The 18,015-nt window shown below is 38.4% G+C and carries 13 protein-coding genes; 6 read left to right on the top strand and 7 right to left on the bottom strand.

What is annotated here, in order from left to right; genetic code table 11:
- Positions 1–115: 115 nt before the first annotated feature.
- The 4 genes from H5161_RS01490 to H5161_RS01475 all read left to right on the top strand — a co-directional run bounded on the left by H5161_RS01490 (position 116) and on the right by H5161_RS01475 (position 4,657).
- Complete coding sequence (locus tag H5161_RS01490) at positions 116–1,636, top strand: SIR2 family protein (RefSeq protein WP_182768548.1); 1,521 nt, start codon at positions 116–118, stop codon at positions 1,634–1,636.
- Between the two features lie 252 nt (positions 1,637–1,888).
- Positions 1,889–2,260, top strand: coding sequence for an integrase core domain-containing protein (locus H5161_RS01485; protein ID WP_182768547.1), 372 nt, complete (start codon positions 1,889–1,891; stop codon positions 2,258–2,260).
- Between the two features lie 4 nt (positions 2,261–2,264).
- Complete coding sequence (locus H5161_RS01480) at positions 2,265–2,504, top strand: hypothetical protein (RefSeq protein WP_182768546.1); 240 nt, start codon at positions 2,265–2,267, stop codon at positions 2,502–2,504.
- A gap of 284 nt (positions 2,505–2,788) precedes the next feature.
- Positions 2,789–4,657: an FRG domain-containing protein gene (locus H5161_RS01475; protein WP_182768545.1), complete on the top strand. Its 1,869-nt coding sequence runs from the start codon at positions 2,789–2,791 to the stop codon at positions 4,655–4,657.
- Positions 4,658–4,963: 306 nt separating this feature from the next.
- Here H5161_RS01475 and H5161_RS01470 read toward each other — a convergent pair whose 3' ends face one another.
- From H5161_RS01470 to H5161_RS01460, 3 genes are all read right to left on the bottom strand, one after another.
- The gene (locus H5161_RS01470) at positions 4,964–6,067 is read right to left on the bottom strand and encodes a GGDEF domain-containing protein (RefSeq protein ID WP_182768544.1); all 1,104 of its coding nucleotides are present in this window, start codon (positions 6,065–6,067) and stop codon (positions 4,964–4,966) included.
- Between the two features lie 180 nt (positions 6,068–6,247).
- Positions 6,248–7,354: a DUF917 domain-containing protein gene (locus H5161_RS01465; RefSeq protein WP_182768543.1), complete on the bottom strand. Its 1,107-nt coding sequence runs from the start codon at positions 7,352–7,354 to the stop codon at positions 6,248–6,250.
- 75 nt (positions 7,355–7,429) lie between these two features.
- Complete coding sequence (locus H5161_RS01460; RefSeq protein WP_182768542.1) at positions 7,430–9,571, bottom strand: TonB-dependent receptor; 2,142 nt, start codon at positions 9,569–9,571, stop codon at positions 7,430–7,432.
- 195 nt (positions 9,572–9,766) lie between these two features.
- Here H5161_RS01460 and H5161_RS01455 point away from each other — a divergent pair, with 195 nt between their 5' ends.
- The gene (locus H5161_RS01455; RefSeq protein ID WP_002957736.1) at positions 9,767–10,297 is read left to right on the top strand and encodes an Lrp/AsnC family transcriptional regulator; all 531 of its coding nucleotides are present in this window, start codon (positions 9,767–9,769) and stop codon (positions 10,295–10,297) included.
- A gap of 23 nt (positions 10,298–10,320) precedes the next feature.
- On the opposite strand, the gene H5161_RS01450 is transcribed toward H5161_RS01455, so the two are convergent.
- The 4 genes from H5161_RS01450 to H5161_RS01435 all read right to left on the bottom strand — a co-directional run bounded on the left by H5161_RS01450 (position 10,321) and on the right by H5161_RS01435 (position 15,319).
- Positions 10,321–11,595, bottom strand: coding sequence for a cytosine permease (locus H5161_RS01450; protein ID WP_182747993.1), 1,275 nt, complete (start codon positions 11,593–11,595; stop codon positions 10,321–10,323).
- A 232-nt stretch (positions 11,596–11,827) separates the two neighbouring features.
- Positions 11,828–13,027, bottom strand: coding sequence for an AGE family epimerase/isomerase (locus tag H5161_RS01445; RefSeq protein ID WP_182712076.1), 1,200 nt, complete (start codon positions 13,025–13,027; stop codon positions 11,828–11,830).
- Complete coding sequence (locus H5161_RS01440) at positions 13,024–14,001, bottom strand: carbohydrate kinase (protein ID WP_024604532.1); 978 nt, start codon at positions 13,999–14,001, stop codon at positions 13,024–13,026. Before H5161_RS01440 ends, H5161_RS01445 begins: the two co-directional genes overlap by 4 nt.
- Before the next feature lie 16 nt (positions 14,002–14,017).
- On the bottom strand, positions 14,018–15,319 hold the full coding sequence (locus H5161_RS01435) for an MGH1-like glycoside hydrolase domain-containing protein (protein WP_182692784.1): 1,302 nt from the start codon (positions 15,317–15,319) through the stop codon (positions 14,018–14,020).
- 196 nt (positions 15,320–15,515) lie between these two features.
- Here H5161_RS01435 and H5161_RS20230 point away from each other — a divergent pair, with 196 nt between their 5' ends.
- Positions 15,516–17,957, top strand: coding sequence for a TonB-dependent receptor domain-containing protein (locus H5161_RS20230; protein ID WP_182768541.1), 2,442 nt, complete (start codon positions 15,516–15,518; stop codon positions 17,955–17,957).
- The last annotated feature ends 58 nt before the right edge of the window (positions 17,958–18,015 follow it).

Below are 18,015 nucleotides of genomic sequence, written 5' to 3'. Positions count from 1 at the left end.
CCTAATTCCATGAAAATATGGGATATTAAGATTAATTGAATGGAAATTATGAGACGGACATTACTGGAAAGTCTCCATAATAAGCTGTAAGTTTTTTAAGGGTATCAATCGAACAATGATTATTGATGACATAATTTCAGGGATAGATGAAGGTGGACCTAAGAGTTACTATTCATTTGAAACCTTTATTCAGCATCTATTTAAACATCACATAGAGAACCAAGATAAAAGGTTTCTGATCTCTACTGAATCATCAAGGTTTGGGGATGCAATTGCGCCAGAGGGCTTTGATTCTTTTGATGGCCCAACGGTTATTGAAATAAAATTTAACCTTGCTACAGGCTCAATAAGAAGGTTTTTAGATAAGCTATCTCATCAATTTTTAAATGAATATGTTGAACAAAAATTTTCTAATCTTCTAGTTATTTCAGCTAAACCAATTCCAGAAAAAGTTATTTATAGGTTTCATGAAGAATTATCACGTAATAATCTTCCGTTTAGAGTTACTTTTTGGGGGCCGCAAGAGTTAAATAAAGTAGCAGCTAAACATAGGAAAGTAGTAAACAAAATTGCAAATAATTTATTTGCTCTAAGGCTTTCTTCAGCAATATCTAAACCCATAAGAGATTGGAAAGAAGAGCGCGAAGAAATAATAGAAAACCTTAAACAGTGTTATAAAAAAGGACAGTTTTCACTATTGCTAGGTGCTGGAGTTTCAAGTAGCGCAGGAATGCCTGATTGGAATACGTTACTCAATTCTCTTTTTGTTACCTATTTAACTCAAGAGTTTGATGATGATACGGCTATCGGAGAGAAAGATATTGGTGAACTTGTTCAAAGGCTTAATAGCATAGATGAGCCTTCAGCATTAATGGCTGCAAGATACTTACGCAAAGGGCTTTCAAAGAGAGATGGTGAAGCAAAGCTGTTTATAGAGGCAGTAACTAAAAATCTTTATAAATTACGAAACACCAACTTTCAAATAGACTCAGAGTTAATCAAGTCAATAGCTGCTATGTGTCTACCCCGCAGAACAGGAGCTAAAGTAAAATCAGTTGTTACCTATAATTTTGATGATTTGATTGAGAGGCAGCTATCAAATAATGCAATTCATCATCGGTGTATTTATACAGATAACGAAAGCTATGATCCTGACGAGTTGCCAATTTATCATGTTCATGGCTTTTTGCCAGAAGAGAGGAAATCATTCGATGGGCTGGATGAATCCACTTTAGTTTTTTCTGAAGAAGGCTACCATCAAATTTATTCCGACTCTTATCACTGGTCTAATTTAGTTCAATTAAACTCTTTCAGAGAAAATACTTGCCTGATGGTTGGTTTGTCGATGACAGACCCTAACCTTCGAAGATTGCTTGAGATTTCATCTAAAAATATTGAAAGAAGTAAACATTTTGCATTTATGAAACGTCTTTCCTCAAAAGAGTTTTGTTATGAAAAAGAAAAAGGGAAAACCGTATCTAAAATAGAAAATGTTGAATCAGCAGAAAAATTTTTAGATAGACACCACACTCTCAACGAAGAACTAATGAAGGAACTGGGAGTCACTATAATTTGGTATGAATCGTATGAAGAAATTCCAGAAATTATTAAGCGGGTATCTAAATACGAAAACTAACAACAGACTATGGCTATTTCATCTTAAGTATTTGACTTTATTTCCTTAATTAAATAAACGGCAACGTCAGTAATGAACTGTTGTTGCCTATCAAATTTTGTTAAGCTTTGTCATTTTAAAGTGTCCTATCAGTTTGTGGTATTACTTCCCACTTACAATTATCTTTCTTTTCCCCGGTACATGTAACACAACTTACTCGCTCTCTTTTCATTGCGACACAAAGTAAATGGGTAGGACGACTCATAGCGACATATGTTGTTTTTAATCTATCTTCCACGAGTGAGTAATGATAACGCTTACGCAGAATCAATTTTTAAAACGTGTAAGTATCGACCTGGTTATCCTTATAAAGGATTTTTAACAATAGAAGAAGCACGTGACTGGGTGCTTAAATTTAGTCATTGGTATAATTTTAACCACAAGCATAGTGGCATCAAATACGTTAGCCCACATCAGAGACATTCTGGATTGGCGGGTGAAATATTGGCTAATAGAAAAGAGGTATATCAAGGTGCTAAGGATGCTCACCCTGAGCGCTGGAGTGGTAATGTTCGTAATTGGGATTTACCAAAAGAAGTGTACTTAAACCCTGAACAAGAAATCGTCAAAGCGGAGAGTGCATAACATAGTGATCGCGACAACTAGTTTGACAAACACCGCCCAAAAGCCAACACAATTTAAAAAAGATTGGGAAAAAGAAGATCAAAGGCTATTAAGTGCTCTTGAAGCAGTTGAACATTTAGATGAGTTGTCTTTATCTGCAATTGGTCGATTGATAAATGACCACCAATACTTACATCGTCAATTAAAGAAATTACCAAAAACAAAAGCATTCTTATCAAAAGCAGGGAAATTTAAAAGTACATAGCTCTAACTGCATTAACTCTTTTGGTAAACAGGTGTTTATCAAGTCTGATAGTTGTAAAAGCTACAAAATGGTCGTTCATCATTAAATAATTAATACTAACTTCATGCACATTAAATACATTAGCAACTGCTCGCTAAAACAAGGCATTGCTTGATGAATTGTTTATACGTTATTTTAATTGTTACAAGTACTAAAAACCGTTAAAGTTATTGTATTAGTTAGATAATAATATAAAACGAGTTGTTCTGCATTCTCGTTAATGTACTAAATTTATTGGAGTGTAAATGAACAACAAGGAATTGCTCGACATATTTTTTGAAGTGTTTAAAGATATTAGATTTCCATTACTTTCAGCGGATTTTGGATTGCTAAGTGAAGCTCTTCGTCAATTGGATGAAGAAGCACCGCTCAGTCATTTTGGTTTTCCTATTATTGCTTCAAATAACAAGCGCGATTATTTGATTGCGAGTATTCGAGGAATATTGCGAAAAATTGATGTTCCTACTCAAATGCTGGACGGATTTTCAAAAATCCCTTCAATCGAAAGGAAAGGTCATTCAAACTTGTTAGTAAAGTCCTCTCCTAGAGGAGGGAAGTTTGCGGTATATGAAGTCGGAGATAAGTTGATATGGGAAGAGGAAAGTCTATGGCCGATTGCCTATTCAACTATTTTAACTCAATTGATAAATGTACTTAAGTTACACAGTACTCTTATTGAAGATAAAATAAGTCAGACAACAAAAGTACTTAATGATAAAGGGTTTTCATCTCAAAATATTGATACTCTTTCAGAATACCCAAGACAATTACCAACCCATTTACATTATGCTTTTGCATCGCTTGGGGCATGGTTAGGTGGTTCAATGAATGTACAATATTTTGCTTATTATGCAGCTATTAGACAAATTCATCACTCATCTTTAAATATTAAATATGCCTCTCGGATTGGTTTTTCTCCTCAAGAAGCAAAGGATCTAAATTCAAGCGGTTTGATTGCATTACCTAGTTCTCTAATTGCTCCATTACTAGAGGCGCAAGACTGTTCAACAATTCTTGGTTCTCTTCCTATTGATGAAACAAACATGGCAAATCAGCCGAATAAATTATTCTTTGAGACCAAAAATTTAGATAATGATTTATTTTTACCTGGGTTTGTTGTTGATAAGTACTATCGTACCCCTTTCTTTGCACGCAAACCTGAATCCTATGCCTTTTATGGCAACAAAAACGTAATGCGCGATCATTATAAAGATTTTTATGATGGACTTAAGCCTTCTTCACTTGTTCGGTGCAAACATTATTGCGCTCCGGTTATTGAAGTTTCCAGTATGGAAGAAGTTCGTAATTACATTAAAATGATACCCAAAAGACATGATGAAGGAATTTTCTTTCGTGGTCAGAGGCGTATGCACTTAATAAAAAGAGAACCATCGATACAAAAAGTACTATTTGGTGATTCTTGTTGTATTGAGCCGTCCCTCATTACTTCTGCTGCAAGGGATTTAAAATACGATTATGATGATGTTCATTTCATTCTCAAACATTTCATTGAGCAACAAATAATGAGAGAAGGAGATCAAAACTTAATTGATGAATGGAGAGAAAAATCTAAGTCACCTATTTGTATACTTGATTCTGCGATTTTGGCATTGGCCCAACACTATGGCTTGCCAAGCCACGGGCTTGATATTACAACAAATGATGATGTGGCCTTATGGTTTGCAACTAATATATATTCTTCAGAGAAAGATACAGGAATTTCTTCCTATCAAAAAATGACTTATGATGACTGGCCTAAAGACCCTGAAGATTGGCCTGTCATTATAGCCTGTCAAGCCGTTACAAATTCAATCCAATCATCTCTTCATGATTGTGAAGAACTTGAAGAGTTTGGATTTAAAGCTCAAAGACCTCAAGCTCAACATGCAAGATTTTTTAGAGGGGGGCATAGCGATCATCAAAATCGCTTGGCTGAAACTGTAGTATGCATTTTTCGCCTTACACCAAATACCTATAGTACAGACTGTGATTTTAATTCTTTGTTTCCTTCGCCTGATAATGATCCTGCTTATAAAGCGATGTTAGAATTTTCAAACCTACCACAGTATAAGTCTTCATTCGGTAAATTTATTAATAGATTTCACAATAAATAGTCAGGATGAAATTTTAGCATTCTGAGATGAAACTCCACAGGCAGCTTTGAGCTTTTATTGCTGCCTGATATATTTAATTAAACTCTGAAACTTAAAAGTGACTTTACAAGTTTTAGTTACTATTCTCTAACTAATCATCCCCTTAAATATCTGCAATTTTCTTAACCATTGGCGGGGCTAATATCAGAGTATATTTAACCAATCAAATGTCCCTATTTACATTAGGAAATATGGTGAAAAACGCTTGCTAAAAATGCGGGTTACAGAGGATTTTTGTCTTCATTTATAATCGAATAAAACATAAGTTTAGGCTATAGAGCCATTTAAGTAAGTTGATTGAGCGATAACGGTTGAATCCTTATCGCTAACACATACGTTATTTCGTCCATTATTTTTAGCCCTATATAGCGCTGTATCAGCCCGCTCTAATAGTTTTAGCACTGTATCGTCTTTTTGTATCGTTGCTAAGCCAATGCTTATAGTAAATGCTATATTTGTAATTGTATTTTCGGCAATATATTTTCTCAGGTCATCAGCTTGTTTCGCACCATCATTTAAAGAGGTGTTCGACAAAATAATAGTGAACTCTTCTCCACCCCATCGCGCAATAAGTGCGTCATTTCGCATTCGTTTTTTTAATATTTTTGCAAATTCAGTGAGTACCTTATCGCCAACTAAATGCCCGTAGGTATCGTTTATATTTTTAAAGTGGTCTATATCGCAAATAAGTAAGCAATGTGAGGTTTCAAAGACGTCGTTTTTAGCAATTAACTGTGACAATTCAAAATCAAATTTTTGCCTGTTATAAAGCCCAGTTAACTTATCGGTTTCTGCTAAGTGTTGAATTTCTAGGTTACGGATAGATAGTCGGGTGTATGCCGAAAACCGTGTTTTTTCGTAAAATCTAAAAATCAAAATATGAGCAAGACCTACTTCAATAAGATTAAATAAAGAGCCTAAGCCAATTGTTACGGTTTGCTGTTGTTGTAAGTACACAAGATACGCACAAATAGCAAAAGCGACTGCACTAAATATACTCCCCCAATTTCTGCCAACTAAAAAAAATGTGAATGGCGGAATAAGCGTGGCCCAAAATAAAGAGTGGGCATGGCCACCAACTGAAATCACAAACATTAAAATTAAACTAACAATCATCAATGTAACGGCCCAGGAGGCTACATTTACATTAGCTGTTTTATTAAACCAAATACAAATACCGAGCGATATAAAAAGGCCAAAAGCATCAATAAGTGCTATGTCGTAGCTTTCAAAATAAAAAAGATTGAGCAGGGTTAAAACTAAAAAGTAACATGTAGTTATTAGCAAGGAGTGGGCTATTAAGCGAGTGCGCCAAAAGTCCTTGTGATCTTTAGGGTACTGTGGAAACTCTTTGTACCAAAAACTTAGCATAATGAGCGACTCTTTAATCTCTGAATTTAGTGATTATTACTTATATTAGGCTTTTATTATAGTTTTTTACTTTGATTAAAAGTGTACTACAGATTGGAAGTGAGTTATTTATATGAAAGCTTAACGGGTTAAGTGCTAACCACGCTAAGCTTTATAATAATTCAGGTTAAAGCTGAATAGTTAACTCTTTATAGCAGGACGATAATCACTCTTAACGCCTGCGTAATTAGGGCCAAATATAGAAAGCCCTTTTGGTGTTGTAAATTCAACAGGTGCTGGCAAAATAATAACAGATACAGGCATACCTATTTCATAATTTGGGTTAGTGATTGGTGTACCCGCTTGTGTGTTTAAGCAACAAATTAAATCAGGAATGGTAACGTGGACTTCTCCATTTAAAAACGCTGCCATATTTTCGTTTTTAACGGTAATTTTATAACTGTTACCTGCAAACTCGCCAGTACCAGCAAGCATAACTTCGCCTATAGTAAATCCTTCAAGTGTTTTAAATTCAAACTCACTAACAACGCCTTCAAACGCGACAAACCCTTTACCTTGCTCGGCAACTACATTAATAGTGTTTTCATTTGAGTTGTTGGCTTCACGCATTGCTCTTCCAAGCTTTAATGCTTTACTTATCGTGCCGTGAATAACCGCATCTTTCATTTGTTCAATAGGGAGAATATGATCAATGGCTGCTATGTCGTTACGGCTAATTTTGGCAAGCGCACGCACTACGGTTTCAGCACGTAAGTCATCCATAACGTTTTCACAAATAAAGCACTCGCCAAATTCGTTAGCGGTAATAATTGGCGCCGCGGGTAAGTTATTTAAGTAGTAGGTTGAATGGGTAATTTCAGGAACAGCTCGCCCAGCAGGGTCTGCATCAATAATATAGCCGTCAAACATAGCGGCTAAATAAAACGATACCGCAGTGTTAGCACCACCTAGCTCGCAGCAAATAGTTCCATAAATAGATTCTTTATTCATGTACTCAAGGGCGCGATCGTAGGCCGCTAAAATAGAATGCTTACCTGTACGTGGGAGATTAGCGTAAGCGCGCTCTTCCGTATCTGTTAGTGGCGAGATTGCCCCTAAAATATAAGGTGTGCATACAAGCTCACCCGCGGGTACTTCATCTGCGCTAATAAGTTTAAACGTTTTACCTAGTGCAAGGGCTTCGTCAATGTAATTTATGCCTTCACTTAGCTCACCGCCACCACCGGTACCTAAAATGGCGCAGCCGTATAAAATATCAATTAGTTGTTCACGATTAAGAATTTGCATGTGTGTATCGCTATTGGTTATCTAAAAAAAGAGGCTGCCTTAAGATTGTTTAAAGCAGCTATTTGAGAGTTGAAATTAAAAGTCGTAGCTTAGCTCTACGCCGTAACTACGTGGTTTATTAGGTTGGCGCGCAAGTTCAGTAATCCCATCGCCATATAAAAATATATCTTCAATGGCACGCTCATCAGTGAGGTTGTCTACGTAAACTTGCACTGTCCATTGCTCAGATTTAACACCAACCCCCGCATTTAGGTAGGTGTAGCGTGATGACTCTACATCTGGAATATCAATGCTGAAGGTTTTAGGTCCTTCTATTAACACCTCCGCGCGGGAAAACAGTGACCACTGGCCGTTTAATTGCGTATTATGATTGGCCGATATGCTGTAGTTGTATTCAGGAACCCAAAACTGTGGTCTGCCAGTAAGCTCAGGGCGCAGTGCAAAGCTTTTTATTTCTGAATCAATAATACCGGCGCTTAGGTTTATGCTTAAATTGCTGGTGGCTGCATAGGCGGCTTCTAGCTCTAAGCCTTTGGTTTGTACTTCATCAATTGATAGATTTTCGAGGGTGAAGGTATCTACATTAAACTGCGTAAACTGAGCATCGTCTTGGTCAATAATAAACGCAGCTCCATTAAGGGTTACTTTGCTATCAAACAAAGATGTTTTAAAACCCATTTCGTAGCTATCAGACACTTCTTGATCAAAGGTACGGCTAATTCCTTCTGCAGGCTCATTAAAGCCGCCACTTCTAAATCCGTGCGAATAACCCGTATAAAGTAAAAAGTCATCCGTAACTTGGTATCCTAAAGTTACTTTTGGCTGTAGTTGGCTAAACGACTTTTTAGCGTAAGTATCTGTTTTATTAGTTGGGTCGAACGATTCACGGGTATCGTGATCGTAACGTAGTGCGCCGGTTAGCTCTAACTGCGAGGTAATATCGTAGTTAAATTGCCCCGCAAGAGCCCACGCATCACTGCTGTTATTATCGATAATAGATAAGTAAGGTTCATCGTTTGCAAAGTCTTTACGGGTGAGTATTTGTGCATCCGTAAAGTCATCATAAAAAAGTACCGCAGTGTCGCGGTCGCGCTGTTGATAAAATGCCGACACAGACCATCTAAACTCCTGATCTGACTGAGATATAAAGCGAGATTCAACAGTTAACGATTCAATGTCGTATAACCCTTCAGTTCCAAATGGGGCTCTAAACAAGCCATCTCCATCTATAAAAGTTGCATCAGCTGAGTAGTCCCCATCGTAAAAATGTTCATTTTCAGAATTGCTGTAAGCGGTAACAAACTCAAACTTACCTAAATCGTAATGTTGGGTAAGTTTAGCGCTTAGCTCATACACATCACGCTCGTCTTCGTTAATAATATTTTGCGAGGTATTAATTGAGAAGTCTTCAATAGTGTCATCGTTTACGCCTTGATAGTAAGCAAAACCCGCTTCGCTCGACGTGTATTTACCTTTAAGGTTTATTGATGTGTCTTCAGTTAATTCAAATTCTAATTGAGAAAATACAGATTGTTCTTTTAATGGATCGGCTTTATCGCCTGTGTAGGTGTTTTTAATGAGGCCATCGGTATCTTTAATGTAACCACCGGCTCTAAAATAAGCGGTGTTTTCATCGTTTAGTGAACCTGATACAACCGCACTTAGGTTATAGGTATTGCCGTTGCCAATTGATCCTTTAACTTTACCTTCGAAGTCTTCAATTGGTTTTTTTGTGGTAACAATAACCGCACCACCAATGGCACCACGGCCGTACAGTGCGCCTTGCGCGCCACGCATAACTTCAATGCGTTCAATATCTACCAAGTCTTGGTTAATAAACTCTAAATCGGGGGCAGTTACACCATCAACAACAAATGCAAGCGGCGGATCGCCCACTTGCGGTGTAATTAACCCACGAATAGTTATGCGCGCAAGGCCGGGTCTAAAGTTATCAAGTTGCGACAAATTAGGCGTTAAATTAGCAACATCACGAAAGCTGGTAATACGAGATTTTTCAATCGTATCGGCGCTAAAGGCGGTAACAGAGTCTGGCACGTTTTGAATTGACTCAACACGTCCTCGAGAGATAACAGAAATTTTTTCGATAGTGTTGGCTGTATTATTTTGTTCTTGTGCATTAACGTGTGACAAGCACGATAAACTCACCGCCGATGCTAAAAGCGTTTTATGGAATTTTGTTCTATTGTATCTGCTCATGTTATATGTCCTAATGTCACGATTAAGGTAATGTTTTTAACGTACAAACATTGTCGCTTTTTCAGACAAAATAATATTTTGTAAAACCTCAAATGAGCACAAACATATTGTGAAAATATCTAGCAGGCGCTAAGTTTTATGTACATTTTGACAATAGGTTTACAAAATTAATTATTTTTCAATGTGAAACCAGTTATGAAAAAAACGATAAAAATAGACAGATATAACCAAAAAATATTAGCAATAGTGCATCTTACTGCCGATCTCACTAATGTAGAGCTGGCAGAGCGAGTAAACCTTTCTCCCAGCGCTTGTTTTCAACGCGTTAAAGCATTAAAAGAAGCTGGGTATTTTCGTACATTTCATGCCGATATTAATCTTGAACAAATATGTGAACATGTGTTTGCTTATATGGAATTTACTCTTGAGGACAATAATTTAGCTGCTAGGCGTAAGTTTTTAGCTGAAATACACGATATCCCTGAAATAATGGATTGCATGCAGTTAAGTGGTGATATTGATTATATTTCTTTTTGTTGTTTTGCAGATATTCAGGCGCTTAACGCAATGTGCGATAAGTTAACGGGCAGTAGTAATTATACGATTAAAAAATTAACCACACGTATCGTGCTTGAGCGAGCCAAGTTCTTTTTAGGCTACCCGCTTGAAAAACTAAGATGGCGAGACGAAATGAAAATAGAAGAAGACGAACAAGGCGCTGATTAAGCGCCTTGGTTAGTTATAAGTGCTTAGTGCTTGTTAACCGGTTTTGGCTTAATCAATTTTACAAAAAAAGTATAAATAATTGCGGTTAAAATAATGGCATCAATAACAGTAATGCCACTCAATGACACGTTAAATATCGCCCCATTACACACTGCAAATGCCGCACCTACAAACCAAGCCGTAAATGCAGGTACAGAAAAGCGCGCGTTATTGGTAAGCGTACTGGCGTTGTACGCATCAGGCTTTATAAATAATGCATCAACAATAATAACGCCTGCAACGGGCACAAAAATATCTGACAAAAATGCTAAAAAGCTAATAAACATATCTAAAATATTTATAAATGCCGCGCCAATTCCTACGAGCCCTAATAAAACAATAACCCACTTTTTATGCCAATGCGGAAAAGTTGCCTCTACACTGAGTGCGGTACTGTATAAGTTTAGTGAATTTAAAATCCAACTTCCTGCAATCACAATAAAAAAAGCCGAAAATCCTAGGTTGAGCGCAAGCATTAAACTGAGTATTTCGGTTTCTTGCATGGCGGCTGCTGCAAATACAGCTACAAAAATAACGAGCAGTTCAATAATCATATAAGCAATAAAAGAGGTGTATATGCCGCCACGTTTTTGTTTAGAAAAACGGGTTATATCGGGCAAGATAATTGCGCCAATAATAACGCCACCAACAATGGCGGCTACACCATCTTCAAGTGATAAGTCTGCTGACTTTTCTAAATTAATAAAATCAATAAATGGCATGTTATCTAATGCGCCAAATAGCATCATTGCGGTCACAACAGCTAAAATGGGGATCATAATAGAGGCCAGTACATTAATAGCTTTAAATCCGTATAATGTGGTTATGAGCATGGCGCAGCCAGCAGCTATATCAATTGGCCACTCAGGCATAATAATATTAAATTCAGCGCTCAGTAGGCGTACTACTGCATTCGAAAACAAGTCAATATTTACTCCAAACCAGCCAATTAATGACAAAGCAAAAGCTATATTTACAATGCCAGCACCTGCATTACCAAAGGCTATTTTTACTAACAGATAAGAGCTTAAGCGACTTTTTACACCTATTGTGCCCATGGCACCGCCAATTACGGTTAAAATGATAGATCCAATAACTAATGCCCAAAGTGTATTACTCACACTTGAACTTTGATGAATTTCTAAGCCGGTTATAAATGTGGGTAATGAAAAGCTTAGCATTGCAGCAATTGCGGCAATACGTGGCCAAGCAACTTGTTCGCTTGTGCATATGGCGTGGGGATCTTTCTCGTTGGGCATTACCTGTTCTCTTATTTTTATATCTTTAATATTACTATACGCTGCTGGCGTGCAAAATTTTCTATTATTGGTGTGGTATTCAAAAGATTAGGTTTAAAAAAATGGCTGTAAAAAAATATTATTTTGTTAAGTTGATAACCCTTTTTGAGGTGAATTAAATCCAGCGCAAAAAAAACCGCCAAGCTGGCGGTTAAAAGGTCTACACAACACTGTAAAAGTTATAACTACATAGTTACTTTAATAGTTCGAGCACATCAAAACAGGCACCCATTGTATGGTAATCAGTTTTACCTATTGGGCTTTTCATCGTGTCTATTTTTTTATTGTCAGCGGTTAAAATTCTAAACCAGGCTCCGTATTTATGATCAACTAAATGCTGCCACGAATACTGCCAAATTTTGTCATACCATTGCTGATATTTTTCATCCCCTGTTGCTTGATAAAGATACGCTGCACAACACAGAGTTTCGGCTTGAACCCAAAAGTATTTATCGTCATCGCAAATAGTTTTATCAGGGGCAAAGCCGTAGCAAATACCGCCGTGCTTTTTATCCCATGCTACATTTATTGAGTTATCAAATAAGGCTTGAGCGCGTTCAATAAGCCATTTTTGTGGCTTATGCTTATTTAAAAACATAAGCAGTTTTGACCACTCTGTTTGATGGCCAGGTTGAAAGCCCCACGGACGAAATAAATTTTTAGGATCGTCTTTGTTGTACTCTAAATCGACCTGCCAATTTATATCGTAATGCTCCCAAATAAGCCCACCCATTAAACTAGCTTGGCGGTTAACCATGTTGTCGGCAAGTGTGAGCGCACGGTTTAAGAATATTTCGTCTCTTGTGGCTTCATAAGCGGCAATAAGTGCTTCACAAGTATGCATATTGGCATTTTGGCCGCGGTATGAATCACATTTTGTGAAGTCGCTGTTATGCTGATCTTTATATAAACCGGCTTTTGCATCCCAAAAATGTGTTTCCATTGTTTGAAATGTATCGTTGAGGTATTCGCGCGCCTCTGTAACACCTGCGCGATATGCCCAGCTGTACGCTAAAATAACAAATGCAAAGCCATAACAATGATTGGTGTTATCAAGCACGGTAGCTTGAGCGTTTTCAACTTTTAATAACCAGTTATAGCCGCCTGTTTGCTCAACAAGGTGATGCTTACGAATAAACTCAATTCCCGATTTAACACGGTTTAGGTACTTTTCGTCATTAAAGGTTTGGTACGCACGCGCATAGTTAAATACAAAACGAGTAGAGCTTACTAAATGGCGCGTGTGTTTATCAAATACCTCACCGTTATCAGAAAAGTTTTGGTAAAAACCACCGTGTTCATCGTCAATATTTGGCTCATAAAACGCTAACGTGTCGCTAATGTGCTGCGTTAAAAATTCACGGCTTTTAAAGTTATCAGGTGTGCTTTTCATAGTTCGCTCCTAAAATCGTGTAGAGACTTTTGGTTAGGTAGGGAGTTAAATGCCCCTTTGTAAGATGCGGCATGGGCACCACATAACGAAGCAAATTCAAAAATAGTTGTTAGTGTTTCGGGCGTGTTGCAAAGCTCGCTAAAAGAGCTGGGTGTTAGGTTTTGTAAGCCTAGTTGATACAGCAGTCCACCTACAAACGCATCTCCTGCAGCGGTGGCATCAACCATAGTAACCTTTTTAGGGTGAAGAGTTTGCTTGGCATTTTTTGTATACCAATGCATAGGGTTGCCTGCATCGGTAACTACAAATAGCTCACAACCGTTATTAAGTGTTTGGGCAATAAACTCATCGCTCGATTGCTCACCCGCTAAGTATTCAAGCTCTTCTTTTGAGGCTTTAATAATTGAGCAGTCTTTTAATAACGGTAAAATATGCTCGCGAGGGTTGGCATCGCTTGGCCATAAATTGAGGCGCAAGTTAATATCAAAGCTCACAATTGAGTTATTTTGTTTTGCAAATTTAACACCGTAAGCGGTGGTGTTTCTGATGTTTTTGTCGGTTAATGTGTTTGAGCAAATATGAAAAATATCGCATTGCTCAAACCATTCGCGACTAAAGTCATCGTTACTAAAGTGCAAATCGGCGGTGTTATCACGGTAAAACTCAAACGTGCGATCGCCATCGTTATCGAGTGATACAAACGCGAGAGCTGTTTTTGCTTGGTTGGTAAAACGCATAAAGTCGGTTTTTACACCTTGCTCTTTTAATGCATTATGTAAAAAGTCGCCAAAGCTATCAGTGCTTAGCATTCCTGCAAAGTAGGCATTACCGCCTAGCTTTGCAATAGCAACGCTTACGTTTGCAGGCGCACCGCCTGCAAACTTTGTAAACGCTTCGTGTTCGTTGCTGTTTTGGCTCAATTTATTTGAAAGTAAATCAACCAGTACTTCACCAAAGCATATTGTGTGTTTCATGATCTTGCCTTAGTTATTAGTCAAGTAGCCAATGTAATGCAATTGCAGCTGTCCACGAGAAATCTTTACCACCACAGCCTGCACCTGTTTCTGGGTTAAAATATTCGTAGTAGCCTGACTTAACAACTAGGTTGCGAGTGTCATCTTGAATTTTGTCAGCCGTTGTTGCAAAGCCTGCTTCTTTAAGGCCTATGGCTATCATCCAGTTGATGTGTAACCAAATCGGGCCACGCCAGTAGCGTTGTGGCTCGTATTTTTCCTCTTTAGGGTGAGTAGAAGCCACACTAAACTGGCTTGACTCAATAAAATCTTCGGTGGCTGTATTAATTATTTTAGTTTGCTCATCGCTTGTTAAACCTGCATATACAGTTAATAGCGCGGCTGATGTTTTAACTTTAGCCAAGCTGTTAGTTAATACATCTCTGCAGTAAAAGTACTGGCTTTGTTCACACCATAAAGTATTTATGGCTTGCTCTGTTATTTGTAAACGCTGTGCTAAGTAATCAGTGCGAGCATCGTTTAAGCCAAGCTGTTCACCCATTTTGAGTAAATCTTTGGTTGCACGGTGCAAAATAGCAATAATACCTAGGTCATTCATTTTGTACGGACAGGTTTCGTAGATTACTTTGCTGTCAAAGTTGTTACGTTTGAAAAAGTCTACAAGGTATAAAAATCGGTCGTATTCACTTTTATGTGGACGCTGAGAAGAATCTACATGACTTGTATCACGGCGCGTATATTCCCAATCTACACATGGCACAGCATGAAGAGCGTCATCCCACGATGGGCTGTTATCCATGCCCGATTCCCACGGGTGGTAGGTTACTACTAAACCTGTTTTTTCAGGATCTCGGTCGTTGTACCACCATAAATGATAATCAACTACTTGTGAAAATAACGCTTTAACTTTTTGTTCTGCAAGTGCTTTATCTTTCGCGCTGGCAAGCATTTCTTTCATTACGGTGGCGACTACTGGCGGCTGTGAAATAGATGTACTTTTAATTTTTTTATCCGAACCCCATACGTCAGGACCAGGAAAATAAGTATTAGAATCTTTATGAAACAAGATGTGCGGCACCATGCCATCATCCCATTGGCCTGAAAATAACACATCAATTTCTTGCCATGCGCGGCTTTCGTCTGATTTCATCCAGCCTAGCGCTGTAATGGCTGAATCCCAGTTCCACTGAAACGGGTATAGGCCATGTGTTGGTACTGTATAGCCACCTAAGTCGTTTGCTATAAGTGTTTTAGTAGCAAGGTCTGCAAGCGATGAAGCCGTTGCTGAGTCAATTTTACCGCTGTTTATAGTAGTCATATTGGGTGCTCTTTGTGTGTTATTTCCGATTTGGATAATATTAAAGCACTCATTATGGGTTGTAAATGTTTTTTTTCTGTGCTTAAATCCTGTTCGAAGTAACAAAAAACTAACATGTTTACTTGATTATTTCGGCTTTGCTTAGCCACACTCTAAGTAAATACACACAGACAACTAGCACAATTGGAGAATACCCGTGAATAAAACAACGATCGCCTCTATTGTATCTTTATGCCTCGCACAGGGCGCTTATGCAGCAGAAGAAGCTGCACCAGATACAGCAAAAAAAGCTAACAACGTTGAGCGTATTATCGTCTCTGGTACCAGTAAAGGGCGTGTTATTTCAGACACTCCACAATCAGTAACATCTATTAGTGAAGACGAGCTGGTGAAGCTGTCTTCAAGTAGCCAAGCGGATGTGCTTCGCTATATTCCGGGTATTAAAGTAGAAGGCGGTGGCGGTGAAGTCGCTACTAACCTACAAGTAAGAGGCTTACCTTCATCGGGTCAGTTTCAGTTTACGCCACTGTCGTACGACGGTTCACCTAGTTTGAGTGTTTTTGGTTTAAACTCATCGGCGTTTGATGTGTATTACCGTAATGATTTGGGTATTGAGCGCGTAGAGTTTGTGCGTGGTGGTGTATCTAATTTATTTGGCCAAGGTTCTGTGGCCGGCATTATTAACTATATTTCTAAAACGGGCAGTGATGATCCGCAAAGTACCGTACAAATGGAGCTTTCTGACCAAGGGCGTACTCGCTTAGATTTTGCAACGAGCGGTCCACTTAACGAAGACGGCTTATATTATGCGCTTTCTGGTTTTTACCGTTACGACGAGGGCCCTTTAGATACAGGCCTTGAGACTAAAGGTACACAGTTGCGTGGTAATATTCGTAAAGAATTTAATGATGGCTCTGGCTCATTTACTGTTTACGGACAGTACATTGACGACCAAGCTCAGTTTTACTTACCTATTCCACTTGATGGCGACAGCCGCGAGCGCTTAATTGGTAACGATGGTCGTGAAGTCGAATCACTGCAAACGGCGCAAGTATCTAACTTAACGTACGATACAGCAAATGGTCGTTATGAATCGCCAATCAGCGATGGTGTAGTTACTAAAGGTGGCTCTATTTCAGTAGTGTTTGAAAAAGAACTCGCTAACGATTTTGCCATTAATATGCGCAGTAAATACGCTAAATACCAACACGAATTTAATTTATTTTTAGACGGCGACGGTATTATTAATGTACCTGAAAGCCAAGACGACTTCTTAGCTAACAGAGGGCTAGGTGATGCAAGCGGTGCTGAGTTTTCTTATGTTAATTCAGGTGTCGCACTTGCAAGTGATGACTCACTATTTGCTAACCGTATTTTAGACCGCGACCGCCCAGCTGAAGATTTTTCTGCAGAATTTAATATCATCAAAAGTATTTTTGTAGGTGATTTTAGCCACGATATTACAGTCGGTACATTTTTCTCGCACAGTGAAGCCGACGACGATAACGTTATTACAACTTACTTAGGTGAGTTTAATAACAACCCTCGCTTAATCGACTTAACGTATACCGATGTTAATGGCGATGAGGTTCAGTACACTCAAAATGGTATTAGTGGCCCAGGCATTTCTTATACTAACCAAACCATTAGCGCTACCCGCAGAGCATTGTACGTAGCGGATCAAATGGAAAGTGACGATTGGATTTTTGACTTTGGTGTTCGCTACGAAGAAATTGAAGGAAAAATTAGTCGTGAAGGCAGCCAAGTAGTTCAGATTTCTGATGATCCAACGCTTGCACCTAACTTACAAGTTAACACTACGGGCAGTGGTGTAATGACTTACGGCGAAGTCGACACGTCTGAATTTGCTGTATCAGGAGCGGCGTTATATCGCTTAACTGATAATTTAAATGTATATGCCAATGCATCTCGCGGGTTTTTCTTCCCAGAAATTAGAGGTATTCAGTTTAATGATTTAGGTGAGCCTGCCAGCTACGAAGCTGAAATTGTTGAGCAAGGCGAGCTAGGTGTTAAGTTTTTTGATAACGACTTTAGCGGCAGCATTGCGTTATTTAGAACTGACTTAAAAGACAGACGCAGCGTAGACTTTGTAAATGATGGTAATGGGGGCGTATTAGAGCTGCCAGTTATGCAATCAACTAAAGCAACGGGTGTTGAGCTTACCGGTCGTTACGATATTACCGATGAGTGGGCTGTTGATGCCAACATGACCTATACCGATCACGAATTTACTGAATTTGACTCAGACCCTTCTATTATTGGTAACGAATTACGTCGTAAACCAAAAATACTATTTAACTCATCTATTAGCTACACCGCAGATAACTGGGATGCATCGATTTACCATAACTTTACCGGTAAAAACTTTGCAAATGACTCAAACTCGGTAGAACTTGATTCATTCCACTTATTTAGATTTGATGCAGGCTATAACTGGCAAGTTGCACCAGAGCAAACAGTACGCTTAAGCGTTGGGGTATTTAACCTGTTTGATTCTGACGGTGTTACTGAAGGTTCGCCTCGTCTAGGTAACAGCCAAACGGCAGATAACCCATACTTTGTAGGTCGCCCAATTCTCCCACGACGCGTTACTTTAAGAGTTAAATACGACTTTTAAATAAATGCTTTATGCCTATTAACTCACTTTGGGGTTAATAGGCTTTTTGCATTGTGAT

This window comes from Pseudoalteromonas sp. SG43-5 (assembly GCF_014164345.1).
In the GTDB taxonomy this organism is placed as follows: domain Bacteria; phylum Pseudomonadota; class Gammaproteobacteria; order Enterobacterales; family Alteromonadaceae; genus Pseudoalteromonas; species Pseudoalteromonas distincta.
Note: the sequence above shows the minus strand (reverse complement) of the source record. Positions and strands in the feature narration are given on the sequence as shown.